The 13,768-nt window shown below is 72.0% G+C and carries 9 protein-coding genes; 3 read left to right on the top strand and 6 right to left on the bottom strand.

Annotated features, from left to right (window positions below; genetic code table 11):
• Positions 1-255: 255 nt before the first annotated feature.
• Positions 256-1,056: an Rv3235 family protein gene (locus SNOUR_RS47230; RefSeq protein WP_067350897.1), complete on the top strand. Its 801-nt coding sequence runs from the start codon at positions 256-258 to the stop codon at positions 1,054-1,056.
• Between the two features lie 122 nt (positions 1,057-1,178).
• On the opposite strand, the gene secA is transcribed toward SNOUR_RS47230, so the two are convergent.
• The gene (secA, locus tag SNOUR_RS24425) at positions 1,179-4,019 is read right to left on the bottom strand and encodes a preprotein translocase subunit SecA (RefSeq protein ID WP_067350895.1); all 2,841 of its coding nucleotides are present in this window, start codon (positions 4,017-4,019) and stop codon (positions 1,179-1,181) included.
• 366 nt (positions 4,020-4,385) lie between these two features.
• Between secA and SNOUR_RS24420 the strand changes: the two genes are divergently transcribed.
• Together SNOUR_RS24420 and SNOUR_RS24415 are read left to right on the top strand one after the other, a co-directional pair.
• Complete coding sequence (locus SNOUR_RS24420) at positions 4,386-5,009, top strand: GNAT family N-acetyltransferase (RefSeq protein WP_067350892.1); 624 nt, start codon at positions 4,386-4,388, stop codon at positions 5,007-5,009.
• Between the two features lie 58 nt (positions 5,010-5,067).
• Positions 5,068-6,357, top strand: a complete 1,290-nt coding sequence (locus SNOUR_RS24415; protein WP_067350891.1) for a winged helix-turn-helix domain-containing protein — start codon at positions 5,068-5,070, stop codon at positions 6,355-6,357.
• A 50-nt stretch (positions 6,358-6,407) separates the two neighbouring features.
• Here SNOUR_RS24415 and SNOUR_RS24410 read toward each other — a convergent pair whose 3' ends face one another.
• From SNOUR_RS24410 to mtrB, 5 genes are all read right to left on the bottom strand, one after another.
• A complete protein-coding gene (locus SNOUR_RS24410; RefSeq protein WP_067350888.1) occupies positions 6,408-7,166 on the bottom strand; it encodes a response regulator in 759 nt (252 codons plus the stop codon).
• Between the two features lie 233 nt (positions 7,167-7,399).
• Entirely contained in the window at positions 7,400-8,095 is a 696-nt protein-coding gene (hpf, locus tag SNOUR_RS24405) for a ribosome hibernation-promoting factor, HPF/YfiA family (protein WP_039635918.1), read from the bottom strand.
• Positions 8,096-8,654: 559 nt separating this feature from the next.
• Positions 8,655-9,356 (bottom strand): ComF family protein, encoded by a 702-nt coding sequence (locus SNOUR_RS24400; protein ID WP_312633512.1) that lies wholly within the window; start codon positions 9,354-9,356, stop codon positions 8,655-8,657.
• A 373-nt stretch (positions 9,357-9,729) separates the two neighbouring features.
• On the bottom strand, positions 9,730-11,625 hold the full coding sequence (locus tag SNOUR_RS24395) for an LpqB family beta-propeller domain-containing protein (RefSeq protein WP_079142861.1): 1,896 nt from the start codon (positions 11,623-11,625) through the stop codon (positions 9,730-9,732).
• Positions 11,615-13,768: an MtrAB system histidine kinase MtrB gene (gene mtrB, locus SNOUR_RS24390; RefSeq protein ID WP_446677943.1), complete on the bottom strand. Its 2,154-nt coding sequence runs from the start codon at positions 13,766-13,768 to the stop codon at positions 11,615-11,617. The genes SNOUR_RS24395 and mtrB overlap by 11 nt, the downstream gene beginning before the upstream one ends.

Below are 13,768 nucleotides of genomic sequence, written 5' to 3'. Positions count from 1 at the left end.
AACAATGCCCAGCCAGCATACGGCCGTGCGTCCCCCTTCGTGCCGCCGCTGCGCCGCCCGGCCCGCCGGCCCCCGGGGCGTCCGCCGCCCCTGCCCCGCCCCGTGATCCCGGGCCCGTGCCACGGACGGGTGAAAATCGTCCGCCCCGCCCGGGCCGGCCGGACGCCTTGCCGCCGCCGGTGCCCCACCGACAAGATCCCGGACCACAAGCTACCGCCCGGTAAGCACGCCGGGCCCGGCCGAGGGGGCACCGCGATGACCGACACGACCAGCGACAACACCGCCGCGACCGGCGCCACAACGGGCGCCCACCCGGCCCGGGCCACCCCGGCACCGCAGCGCCCGCGCCGCGACCGAACCGCACCGGAAGCGCCGACCGCCGACGCCCCGGCACCCGCACCGACCGTCCCCCGGCCCCGCAGCTCCCCCACCGACCGCACGCCCCACGGCGCCGACACCCCCGCCGAGCCGGCGCCGACGCCCGCCACCCCGCAGCGCACCGCGCCCCCGGCCCACCGCGGCACCCGCCGCCCCAACGGCCCCGCTGGCCGCGGCCCCGGCTCGTCCGGCAACCGCGGCCCCACCCGCACCCCACACCTCACCCGCACCACCACGCAGCGCCGCCCCACCACCCACCCGGACACCGCGCTCCCCAGCCCCAGCGCCCGGCGCCGCGCCCAGGAGAACCGCCCCCACCTCTGGTTCGCCCACCAGCTCCTGCTCACCCTGAGCGGCCAACGCCCCGTCCACGTCCTCCTCGGGCACGCCCTGCCCGCCGCCTACGACCGGCTCGCCGAGCTCGCCCCGCTGTCGCCGCTGCGCCCCTACGTCGCCCCGGGGCTGCGCGCCCCCGTCCCGGCCCTGCACGAATGCGGCCTGTGCCGCCCGCGCGACGGCGTCATCGAGGCGTTCGCGCGCATCACCACCGGCGCCCGCCTGCGCGCCCTGGCATTCCGCCTGGAACGGGGCGCCGACACCCGCTGGCGCTGCGCCGCCCTCGACATCGGGCCGCTCCCCCAGAGTCCGCCCGGCGGACCGGCCCCGGGCCGCCCCTGAAAAGCGCGCAGCGGGCCCGGACGACAGGCCCGGACGACAGCGCAGGGCGCCCCGGCCGGCCATGGCCAGGGCGCCCTGCGCTGTCGTCTCCGCCGCGAGGCGGACCGCTCACGTCATGCGGCTCACTTCTTGCGGCGCCGCCCGGCGCTCTTCTGCGCCTTGCGCCGCTCCGCGCGGGTCAGCCCGTCGGACTCCGAACGGGCCGGGCCGTCGCCGTCCACGTCGCTGACGAAGTCGCCCTCGATGACGCTGCCGTCACCGTCGACCTTCGGCGCGGTGAAGTGCAGCCGGTCGGGCCGCTGCGGCGCCTCCAGGCCCTTGGCGTGGATCTCCGGACGCCCCGCGCCGGCCGCCGCCGGAACAGCCTCCCCGCCACCCTGCTCCACCTGGGCGGCGTCCGCGGCCTGCTCCACCGGGACCTCCTCGACCTGCTGCTCCACCTGGACCTCCAGGTTGAACAGGTAGCCGACGGACTCCTCCTTGATGCCGTCCATCATCGCGGTGAACATGTCGAAGCCCTCGCGCTGGTACTCCACCAGCGGGTCCTTCTGGGCCATCGCCCGCAGGCCGATGCCCTCCTGGAGGTAGTCCATCTCGTAGAGGTGCTCGCGCCACTTGCGGTCCAGGACGGACAGCACCACGCGGCGCTCCAGCTCCCGCATGATCTCCGAGCCCAGCTGCTCCTCGCGGGCGGCGTACTGCTCGTGGATGTCGTCCTTGATGGCGTCGGCGATGAACTCGGCGGTCAGGCCCGCGCGGTCGCCGACCTCCTCCTCCAGCTCTTCGATGGTCGCCTTGACCGGGTAGAGCTGCTTGAACGCGCCCCACAGGCGGTCCAGGTCCCACTCCTCGGCGAAGCCCTCGACGGTCTCCGCCTGGATGTAGGCGTCGATCGTGCCGTCCATGAAGTGCTTGATCTGCTCCTGGAGGTCCTCGCCCTCCAGGACGCGGCGCCGCTCGCCGTAGATGACCTCGCGCTGGCGGTTGAGGACCTCGTCGTACTTCAGGACGTTCTTGCGGGTCTCGAAGTTCTGCTGCTCGACCTGCGACTGGGCGGAGGCGATCGCCCGCGTCACCATCTTGTTCTCGATCGGCACGTCGTCGGGCACATTGGCCATCGCCATGACCCGCTCGACCATCTGCGCCTTGAACAGCCGCATCAGGTCGTCGCCCAGGGAGAGGTAGAACCGCGACTCGCCCGGGTCGCCCTGACGGCCGGAACGACCGCGCAGCTGGTTGTCGATGCGCCGCGACTCGTGCCGCTCGGTGCCCAGGACGTAGAGCCCACCGAGCTCCTTGACCTCCTCGAACTCCGCCTTGACGGCCGCCTCGGCGCGCTCCAGGGCGGCGGGCAGCGCGGCCGCCCACTCCTCGACGTGGTCGACCGGGTCCAGCCCCATCTGGCGCAGCTCGGTCTCGGCGAGGTCGTCAGGGTTGCCGCCGAGCTTGATGTCCGTACCACGGCCGGCCATGTTGGTGGCGACCGTCACCGCGCCCTTGCGGCCGGCCTGGGCGACGATCGACGCCTCCCGCTCGTGCTGCTTGGCGTTGAGCACCTCGTGGGCGATACCGCGCTTGCGGAGCTGCTGCGAGAGGTACTCGGACTTCTCGACCGAGGTGGTGCCGACCAGGATCGGCTGGCCCTTTTCGTGCTTGTCGGCGATGTCCTCGACGACCGCGTCGAACTTCGCGGGCTCGGTGCGGTAGATCAGGTCCGCCTGGTCCTTGCGGACCATCGGCCGGTTGGTCGGGATCGGGACCACGCCGAGCTTGTAGATCTGGTGGAACTCGGCGGCCTCGGTCATGGCCGTACCGGTCATGCCGGAGAGCTTGTCGTAGAGGCGGAAGAAGTTCTGCAGGGTGATCGTGGCGAGCGTCTGGTTCTCGTCCTTGATCTCCACACCCTCCTTCGCCTCGATGGCCTGGTGCATGCCCTCGTTGTAGCGGCGGCCGGCGAGGATACGGCCGGTGTGCTCGTCGACGATCATGACCTCGCCGTCGATGACGACGTAGTCCTTGTCGAGCTTGAAGAGCTCCTTGGCCTTGATCGCGTTGTTGAGGTAACCGACCAGCGGCGTGTTGACCGACTCGTAGAGGTTGTCGATGCCCAGCCAGTCCTCGACCTTGCCGACACCGGACTCGTGGATGCCGACGGTGCGCTTCTTCTCGTCGACGTCGTAGTCGCCGGTCTCCTCGACACCGCGCTGCGGGTTGGCCGGCTCGCCCCGCTTGAGGCGCTGCACCAACTTGGCGAAGTCGCCGTACCACTTGGTGGCCGAGTCCGCCGGCCCGGAGATGATCAGCGGCGTACGGGCCTCGTCCACCAGGATCGAGTCGACCTCGTCGACGATCGCGAAGTTGTGGCCGCGCTGGACCAGTTCGTCCTTCGACCACGCCATGTTGTCGCGCAGGTAGTCGAAGCCGAACTCGTTGTTGGTGCCGTAGGTGATGTCACAGCCGTACTGCTCACGGCGCTGAGCCGGCGTCATGTCGGCCAGGATGCAGCCGACGGTCAGGCCCAGGAACTTGTGGACCCGGCCCATCATCTCGGAGTCGCGCTCGGCGAGGTAGTCGTTGACCGTGATCAGGTGGACGCCCTTGCCGGACAGCGCGTTCAGATACGCCGGGAGGGTACCGACCAGGGTCTTGCCCTCACCGGTCTTCATCTCCGCGACATAGCCGAGGTGCAGGGCCGCACCGCCCATCAGCTGGACGTCGTAGTGGCGCTGGCCGAGCACCCGCTTGGCGGCCTCGCGCACAGTGGCGAACGCCTCGGGCAGCAGGTCGTCGAGGCTCTCGCCGTCGGTGTAGCGCTGCTTGTACTCGTCGGTGAGCGCCCGCAGCTCGGCGTCGGAGAGGGCCGCGAAGTCCTCCTCGATGGAGTTCACCTGGCCCGCGATGCGGTGCAGCTTGCGCAGGATCTTTCCTTCGCCTGCACGCATGATCTTCGTCAAGACGGACACTTGGGCTGGTCTCCTTGCCGGTCGGGCCTGCACGGTCGAGTGCGCGGGCGCGGCATGTTTCCAAGGGGGCAGGCCCCGCCGCAACGGCCATCGTAAAGGAGGACGCTGTCCGGCCGGGAGGTCCGCCGCAGTCGAGCCCGCAGACCCCTCGCCCCGTCAACGCACGAGCCCGCGAGAAGGTGCCGAAAAACTTTCCGCCGTACTGCCCCGAACGGTTCCGGAAAGATCCGTCACACATTCCCCTGAACGTTCGGGCAAAGTTCCGGGAAACCGCCCCGGCAACGGCCCCGCGGCCCGTACGCCGCCGCTCCCGGCGCCCGGCGAAAACGGCTCGCGGCCCGCCGGGCGGCGCCGCAGACTCACCGCATGAAACCCGTCACCCTCACCACCGACCGCCTGCTGCTGCGCCCCTTCGAGCACTCCGACGTGCCCGCCGTCCACACCGCTTGTCAGGACCCCGCCATTCCCCGCTGGACCGCCGTCCCCACGCCGTACGGCCTCGACGACGCGGAACGGTTCGTCGGCACGGCCGTCCCCGAGGGCTGGCGGAACGACACCGCCTACACCTTCGCCGTGGCCACCCGGCACGGGGGAACCCTCGTCGGCTCCATGGGCCTGGTCCGACTCGACCGGCTGCGCACCGTGGAGCGGCAGGCGGAACTCGGCTACTGGACCGCGAAGGAGCACCGCGGCAAGGGATACACCGCGGAAGCGGCCGGCGCGGTGGTGCGCTGGGCCTTCCGCGAACTGGGCGTGGAGCGCATGGAGTGGCTCGCCGAGGCCGGCAACGAGGGCTCCTGGGCCGTCGCCCGCAAGGTCGGCTTCCGACGGGAGGGCACCCTGCGCGCCAAGCTGGTGCACGGCGGCATCCGCCGCGACCTGTGGATCGGCTCCCTGCTCCCGTCCGACCTGCCCCGCGAGCCCGCCCCCGCCGGCTGCGCCACCGCCCCGGCCCAGGACCCCACGCCCTACCTTCCGCACCCACGCTGACCTGCACGAACACCCGAAGTCCGGAGCGTTGTCAGTGGCCGCCCCTACGCTGTGCGACATGACCACAGCCACGCAGCGACAGCCCGCCCCGCGCCCCGTGACCGCCCTGTCCGCGGACGACGCCCGGCGGATGGCACTGCGGGCCCAGGGCCTGCTCGGCGCCCCCGCGCGCAGCGCTGCCCCTCGGGGCGACGACGGGCGACGGGACGGCGTCCGCGGGATGCTGCGCCGCCTCGGCGCGGTCCAGCTCGACACGATCTCCGTGCTCGCCCGCTCCCACGAACTGGTCCCCTACGCCCGGCTCGGCGCGGTCGGCCGCTCCGCCGTCGAGGCCGCGTACTGGTCGTCGAGCCCCGCGGGCGAGACCCCGGCCCGGCCGCACAGCTTCGAGTACTGGTCGCACGCGGCCTGCATCCTGCCCATCGAGGAGTGGCCGCACTTCGCCTTCCGCCGCCGCGCCCGGCGGGCCAGGGGCCACCGCTGGCACGTCATGAAGGACTCCGCGCGCTCCTGCGCCGCCGTCCTGGACCGCCTCAAGGCCGACGGCCCGCTCACCACCTCCCAGTTGGGCGGCGGCCGGAACGGCGGCGAGTGGTGGGACTGGTCCGAGACCAAGATCGCCGTGGAGTGGCTGCTGGACACCGGCGACGTGGTCTGCACGGAGCGCCGCGGCTGGAAGCGGATCTACGACCTCGCCGAGCGCGCCGTCCCCGAGCCGCTGCTGCACGACGACCTCGACGACGCGGAGTGCATCCGGCGCCTGGTCGCCCAGGCCGGCGCCGCGATGGGCGTGGCCACCCGCGCGGACCTCGCCGACTACCACCGCCTGAAGGGCGAGCAGGTGGACGCCGTCATCGAGGGCACCGGGCTGGTGCCGGTGACCGTCGAGGGCTGGGCCAAGCCCGCCTGGGCGGACCCCGAAGCGCTCGCCGCCCCGCCCCGCGGCCGGCACCGCACGACCCTGCTCTCCCCGTTCGACTCCCTCATCTGGGACCGCCCCCGCACGGAACGGATCTTCGACTTCACCCACCGCCTGGAGGCGTACGTCCCCAGGCCCAAGCGGATACACGGCTATTTCGCGATGCCGCTGCTGGCCGGCGGCAAGCTGGTGGGCCGCGTCGACCCGGGCCGCGAGGGCCGCACCCTGGTCGCCCGCCAGCTCTCGCTCCAGGGCCCCAAGGCCGTCCGCCCCATGGCCCAGGCCCTCCACGAGGCCGCGACATGGGTGGACTGCGACACCGTCCGCATCGAGCGCTGCGACGACGCACGGCTGGCCGCCGCCCTGCGCACCGAACTCACCCGAACCGACGAGGACGACACCCGCGCCGGCGAGGGCACCACGGACTGACCCACCCGGCCCGGCACCGGCGGCGCTCCGGGGGCTGCCCGCCCCCGACGTCACCGGATTTCGAGGATCTTCTCCCGCATCGCATAGACCACGGCTTCCATCCGGGAATGCAGCTGGAGCTTCTCCAGGATGTTGCGCACGTGGTTCTTGACGGTGTTCTCGGAGATGAACAACTCCTTGGCGATATCCCGGTTGTTCATGCCGGTGGCGACGAGTTTGAGGACCTCCAGCTCGCGGTCGGTGAGCCGGGGCGCCGGCACCAGACGACGCTCGTCGGTGCGCTGGATCATCGATTTGAACTCCGTCAGGAGCTTGGACGCCATCGACGGACTGATCTGCGACTGGCCGTCGGCGACCGCCCGGATCGCGGTGGCCACCTCGTCGGTGGAGATCTCCTTGAGGAGGTACCCGGTGGCGCCCGCCTTGATCGCGTCGTAGAGATCGGCCTCTTCGTCGCTGATCGTCAGCATGATGATCTTCGCGCTGGGCGCCACCTCCTTGATGGAGGTACACGCCTCGATCCCGCCACGCCGGGGCATCCGCACGTCCATCAGCACGATGTCGGGCAGCAGGTCGGCGGCCTTGTCGACCGCCTCCGCGCCGTCGCCCGCCTCGCCGACGACCTGGATGTCCTCCTCCTGCGCCAGCACGATCTCCAGGCCGCGACGGAACAACGCATGATCATCCACGACGAGGACGCGGATCGGTTCCTTGCGCGGCACGCGCGCGGCCCCGTCCCCGTCGCCGGCCCCCACACCGCACACATCGCCGTCCGCATCATTCCGCGCGGGCCCGAAACTCTCCCCCATGGTTCCTCCCCGTCAACTACTCGGCCGACGGCCAGAGCTTGGATATAAGGCTGGTTGACAACAGCCCTTTGCGGCCGGCCCGATCAATGCCATACGACCGTCTCCCCGGCATGTCGCCGTTTCGTGCCCACATACTCCCCGGCTGGCACAAACACTATACGGCTTCAACTCCAGCCCTCCGCAGGCACGATGGTGCCCCCGGGCGTGCGCCGGGGGCACCGAACAGATGGGGGTCAGCCGCCCAGCGCGCCGCCTGCGCCGCCGGGCGATTCCTCTCCGAACGCGTCGGAATTCAAGTGGATGACGCCGTAGTCGTATGCGTGCCGCCGATAAACGACACTCGGCTGCTTGGTCTCGGCGTCGACGAAGAGATAGAAGTCGTGTCCGACCAACTCCATCTCGTAGAGCGCCTGGTCGAGCGCCATCGGCGCGGCCGAATGGGTCTTCTCGCGGACGACCACGGGCCCTTCGCCCTGGATCTCCAGCGACCCCATCCGGGTGGTCGGCACCTTCTCCCGCTCCGCGGCTTCCTCGGCGGCCGTCAGGCCGTGGCCGTTCAGCCGAGCCGCGTCGGGGACGGTGATCGCGACTTCGCTCGCCGGGATGCGTCCGTTGCCGCGACGCGAGTGGCGCTTGTCGTTCTGTTTCCGCAGGCGCGCCTCCAGCTTGGCTGTTGCCAGATCCAGCGCGGCGTACGGGTCGGCTGCGGCCGCCTCGGCCCGGACCACCGGGCCACGGGAGCGGAGCGTGATCTCCACTCGGTCGGAACGGTCGGCCTGCCGCGGGTTGGGCTCCTTGGACACCTCGACGTCCAGGCTGATTGCCTTGCCATCGAGCTTCTGGACTTTGTCCAGCTTCAGCTTCTCGGCCACGTGCTTGCGGAACCGCTCGGGCACCTCTGTCTTGCGGCCCTTGACGACGATGTCCACGCAGAACTCCGTTCCCGGATCGCCCCGCTCAGCAAGCGGAGCAGCTCCTTCTTGCACCAGGCCCCGGTGGGTACCGGAGCCTCGGACTGGCGACTTTCACCTCCTCCTCCCCCAGGGACGAGATCTCCATTCCCACGTTTTCAGGATCGCCGAAAAACCCCGAAAAGCATGCAACACGACATCCGAGGCAAAGCGTCCGCCAAGTCCTCACAACCGAACATAGCTCTACTGGACGGGTGTCGGCACCCCCTCACCACGACCAGCTCCGTTTGAGTGAAAATCGGCGCTCACTACCAGCAACGACGCCCCGTCCCGGCCAGTTCCCTTTACCTCTGACGCTCACCGAGCGTTGCGACACCCGGCCGCGGCACCCCTCCGGAACCACAGCGGCCGGGCGCGCCCCCGACACACCCGCCCCTACTCCCGTCGGGTGACACGGACGGTGCCGCGACCGGCCCTGCCGGGGTCGGGGTCGGGCACGCCCCACCCCGCCCCTGCCTGCCCTCGGCCCCGCGGTCCTGTGGCCCTGTGGCCCTGTGGCCCTGTGGCCCTGTGGCCCTCACTTTCCGTTGAAGAGGAAAGAACTGCGGGGCGCGGCCACCACCGCGGCCCCCGTCACCCACCCGCCGACGGCCCTGACCGCCCGTGCCGCCTCGGCGAGCGTGGCCCCCGTCGTCACCAGATCGTCCACCAGCACCACTGGCACCCCCGTCAGCAGCCTCCCGGCCACGCCCGGCACCTCCAGTGCACCCGCGACGTTCGCCAACCGCTGTCGGGCGTCCAGCCCCGCCTGATCGATCATCGCGCGATGCTGCCGCAACACCGCCAGCACCCGCGCGCCGACGCCCACCCGCCGCAGCTCGGCGGAGGCCGCCAGCGCGATCCGGCGCACCGGATCATGGCCACGACCGGCCACCGCTTTCCGCGCGGACGGCACGGGCACCAGGAGGAGGGGGCCGCCCCCTCCCCCCACCCCCCGCACCGCCCCCGCCAGTACCGCCCCCAGTGGCGCGGCCAGCCGCAGTGCGCCGCGCTCCTTGTGGGCCAGCAACACCGCACGCACCTCGTCGGCGTACGGCGCCCCGGCCCAGACCCGCGGCAACCCCGCCGGCACCGGCCGGGGCCGCACCCGCCCGGCACCGCGTCCGCCCCGCCACAGCGCCCGCCGGCACGCCCCGCACAGCTCCGTGCGCGGCCGGCCACACCCCGCACAGTCGACCGGCAGCACCAGGCCCGCCAGCTCTTGCCACACCCCCCGCATGACTCCACTGTCGCGGCCGGGGCGACACCGCCACCACCCCTGTGGATAACTCCGCCGAGGGGGCCGCGCACCTCACAGATCCAGACAGCGAAGCGAACCCAGACGCCGCGGACAGCCCGGCTGACGGGCCCGGACGGCAGAATCAGACAGCCGTGTCAGAAAGCGACGGACAACCAACGAACACGGACGGCGCCCAGCGGGCAGCGGACAGGGGACAGCGGACAGCGGACAGCGGACAGCGGACCAACACCCCGCGCCCCGAAACGCCGCCCACGACCGCCGACCACCACCCGGCAAGGGCACCCGGCGGAAGCGCTCGGCAACAGCAACGGCAACAGCAACGGCAACGGCACTTCACCGACGCCCGGCACCGTCACCCCGGATAGACCGGCGCCGTGCCGTCCTTCGCCACCGTCTTCCAGTTCGCGTCCGGGGGCAGCCGCACTATGCCCTCGCTGGCGTCGGCGATCAGCGGGCGGGTTTCGTCCTCCGAGGCCGCCACTGCCTTGACGCCGTTGACGCCGGGCAGCGTCTGCGCGTCCGACGCCGAGCCGTCGGTCTCCATGAACTGCATCTGCTGCACCCCGCCGGCCTCCCGGCCGACGACCACCAGCCGGCTGCCGCCCGCCCAGGACGCCGCCACCACGTCCTCCAGCTGGGGCGCGATCGGCCGGAGTTCCTGCACCGACAGCGTCGGGTGCGCGGAGGTGCCGTCCCGTTCGACCCGGCCGAGCTGGAGCGTCGTACGTCCCTTGTCCTCCACCAGGATCGCGATCCGGATGCCGTCCGCGGCCACCTTGATCGCCTTGATCCGCCGCTGGCCGAGGCCGGGCACCGTGACCTCCTCCGGGTCGCCCTTCCCCTCGCGCATCCGCAGCAGCCGCGACCGGTGCGCGTCACGGTCGGCGATCCACAGGTCGCCCAGCCCGTCCCAACTCGGCGCGGTGAGCCCCTCGTCTGCGCTCTTCGCCGCACTGGCACTCGTCAACAGCGGCCCACCGCGTTCGCCGCCGCCCTCCAGGCCGGCCACGTACAGATACCGGCCGTCGCCCGACACCCCGGCCGCGGTGGTCTCCCCGCGGGAGATGGCGACCGAGCGCAGCGGGGTCTTGCCGGTGCCGAACGGCCCGCGTACCGGCATCGGTTCGGTGGCCGAATCCGACATCGTGACGACGCGGTGCTCGGCGTCGATGAAGTACTCCTGGCCGGGGTGTCCGGAATGGCCCGGTGCGGCGAAGTCCCGCTGGGCCTGATCCTGGGTCAGCGCGCACAGCGAGTTGCCGTTCGGGTCCTGGAGCTCCACCTCGCTGATCTTCGAAGCGCGCGTCATGTCCTGGACGGTGAAGAACAGCTGAGCCGCCATCCGCTTGCACTGGGCGGTGTCGGTGTTGACCGCCTGCTTGCTGAGCTTGACCTGGAGGGCGTTGGAGTCGTCGAGCGACAGGTCACGGGCGGCGAGCCGGGTGCCGGGCGGGAACGCCGACGTCGTCACCCGGTCCAACCAGTCGGTGGGCCCGCCGAGCAGCGCCTCCACACTGGACGTGATCGGCTTTATCCGCTGTCGCAGATAGACCGGGTCGGCGACGAGCACGTTCTTGCCCGCCTTGGGGTCGTCCGACTCGGACTTGTAGGACGCGAAGTAGTACTTGTTGACGGAGCGGTAGATGCGCTGGAAGTCGGACTGTCCCAGCACCAGTCCGTCGGGCAGCCGGTCGATGCGCCACTGGTCCCCCTCCTTGACGAGGTGGATCGTCTCGCGGTACGGCCGCTCCTCGGGGGTGTAGGCGTGGTTGGCGTCGACCGTGGCCACCTGACTGCCGGCGAGCGTGACGGTGTAGCCGTCGGCGTCCTGGCGGCCGGGCTGGGCCTCCGGCTCGGACTTGGGCCGCTCCTGGAGCACGTTGGTGACCAGGAATGGCCGCCAGGTCTGCTTCGCCGACTTGGCCAGATACATCCGAGCCGTGCGGAAGTCCGCCTCGTCACTGGTGGTCGCGTCGAGGAAGCTGCGCACGATGTTGGTGGGCTGGGCGCCGTCCTGCGGGGGCACGCCGTAGACCCGCACCTGGGAGTCCCCGTCGGCGCGCGGGGGCTGGTCGACCGCGGTGACGTCGCCGCTGTCCGGCATCGATGCGCAGCCGGCCAGCAGCGTCCCCGCGCAGCCCAGCAGGACGGCCTTCCGGCCCCTCCGCACGGCCCCGGTGCTCCGGAGCGCGCGCCAACGGAACCGGGGGGTGCGCGTCGTGCGCGCGTTCTCGTGCTCAGTGCCCACGCCGTCCGCCTTCCCGCTCCACGTCGCGTCCGGTTTCCTGCTGCGTGCTGTCGGTGGCGGCCGGACCGCCGCGTGCCCTCGGACCGTCGGTCGTGGTCGGGTCGCCGGTGGTCACCGTGTCCGGCCGGATATCCCCGCCGGTGCCGTCGTCGCGGGCGCCGTCGCCCTTCCGGGCGGGGGTGTGCTGCGGCACCACGCGGGTGCTGCCGCCGGGAGGCAGCGCCGCCGGGGCCGCGGCGGGCCGGGGCGCGGCGTGCTGTGCGCCGGGGCGGGGCTGCGCGGGGATGGTGGACGCCCCGCGGTCGGCGCCGCGGCGGGGGCGCCCCTGCTCGTCCAAGCCGCGGTTGCGCCGGGAGTCCTCCGGCTCCAGGGGGATGGGGGAGCCGCGCAGCTTCTCGCCGGCCGTACGGGGCAGCGTCAGCCGGAACTGGGAGCCGCCGCCCGGCTCGCCCCACGCCTGCAGCCAGCCGCCGTGCAGCCGGGCGTCCTCGATGGCGATGGACAGGCCGAGTCCGGTGCCGCCGGTCGTACGGGCCCGCGCCGGGTCCGCGCGCCAGAAGCGGTTGAAGACCCGGGTCGCCTCGCCGGGTTTGAGGCCGACGCCGTAGTCCCGGACCGCGACGGCCACCGCGCCGTCGCTGCGTCCGCCGGCGGAGGCGAGCCGCACCACGACGTTGCGGCCCTCGCCGTGCTCGACGGCGTTGACGACGAGGTTGCGCAGAATGCGCTCGACCCGTCGGGGGTCCGCCTCGGCCATGACGGGGTGCTCGGCGCCGCGCACCACGATGCGGCTGCCCTTGCGTTCGGCGAGCGGTTCGGCGCCCTCGATGACGCGGTTGACCACGTCGCGCAGGTCGACCGGTTCGGCTTCCAGGGCCGCCGCGCCCGCGTCGAACCGGCTGATCTCCAGCAGTTCGGCGAGCAGCGACTCGAAGCGGTCGAGCTGGCCGCGCAGCAGCTCCGCGGAGCGCGCGGTGGCCGGGTCGAACTCGTCCCGGACCTCGTGGATCACGTCGGCGGCCATCCGTACGGTCGTCAGCGGCGTGCGCAGTTCGTGCGAGACGTCGGAGACGAACCGCCGCTGCATCCGGGACAGCTCCTCCAGCTGTTGGATCTTGAGCTGGAGGTTCTGCGCCATCTTGTTGAAGGACTCGCCGAGCCGGGCGATGTCGTCCTCGCCGGTGACCTTCATCCGCTCCTGGAGGAGGCCGGCGGCCAGCCGCTCGGAGATCCCGGCGGCCATCCGCACGGGCGTGACGACCTGCCGCACGACCAGCCAGGCAATCGCGCCGAGCAGGACGACGACGAAGACGCCGGCGGTCGCCAGCGTCCCGGTGACGAGCTTGAGGGACTCCGCTTCCTGGCTGAACGGGAAGAGGTAGTAGAGCTGGTACTGGTTGCCGTTGACGTCGTTGAGGCGCTTGCCGATGATCAGCGCCGGCACGCCGTCGTTGGACCCGATGCGTTTGATCTGGGTGTACTGGCGGAACGTCCCGGACTTGCTGTCCAGCTTCCGCCGCAGTTCGACGGGCACGCTGCGCTCGGGGTCGACGTCGCCGGAGGCGCGGGGTCCCCGGGTGCCGGGGGTGGAGTCGCCGAACGGTTCGTCGGAGTCGGAGCTCAGCGCGACGACCGAGAAGACGCCCTGGCCGCCGCTGGCGAGCTGCTCGACCAGGCTGGTCAGCCAGGTCGCGGAGTCCTGGGTGCCGCGGCTGGCGGTGCGGCTGTTGTCGTCGGAGTGGTTGTCGTCGCCGCCGTCGGCCAGTTTCCGGGCGACCTCGAAGCCGCCGACGGCCTGGCTCTGGGCGGCCTGTGCCTTGGCGGTGAGCAGGCCGTTGCGGACCTGTCCGACGACCACCACGCCGAGCAGCAGCACCACGGCCAGCGACATCAGCAGGGTGGTGGCGACGACCCGCAGCTGGATGTTGCGCCGCCACAGGCGCAGCGCGGGCAGCAGGGGCCGCCGCACCCACCGGCTGAAGAGCCGCAGCAGCGGGTGGACCGGGCCGCTCACCGCGCCGTCGGGCAGCAACTGCCCGCCGCGCAGCAACCGCGCCGCCAACCGATCAGAAAAGGACATATCGCCTGCCGGGTCGACGGTGCGCCCCCGCTGTCCCTCCGGGGTCGAACCGTCCCGGGTCAT

The sequence above is a fragment of the Streptomyces noursei ATCC 11455 genome, assembly GCF_001704275.1.
Lineage (GTDB): Bacteria > Actinomycetota > Actinomycetes > Streptomycetales > Streptomycetaceae > Streptomyces > Streptomyces noursei.
The sequence above is the reverse complement of the archived record's forward strand: the minus strand, read 5'-3'. Positions and strand labels throughout refer to the sequence as shown.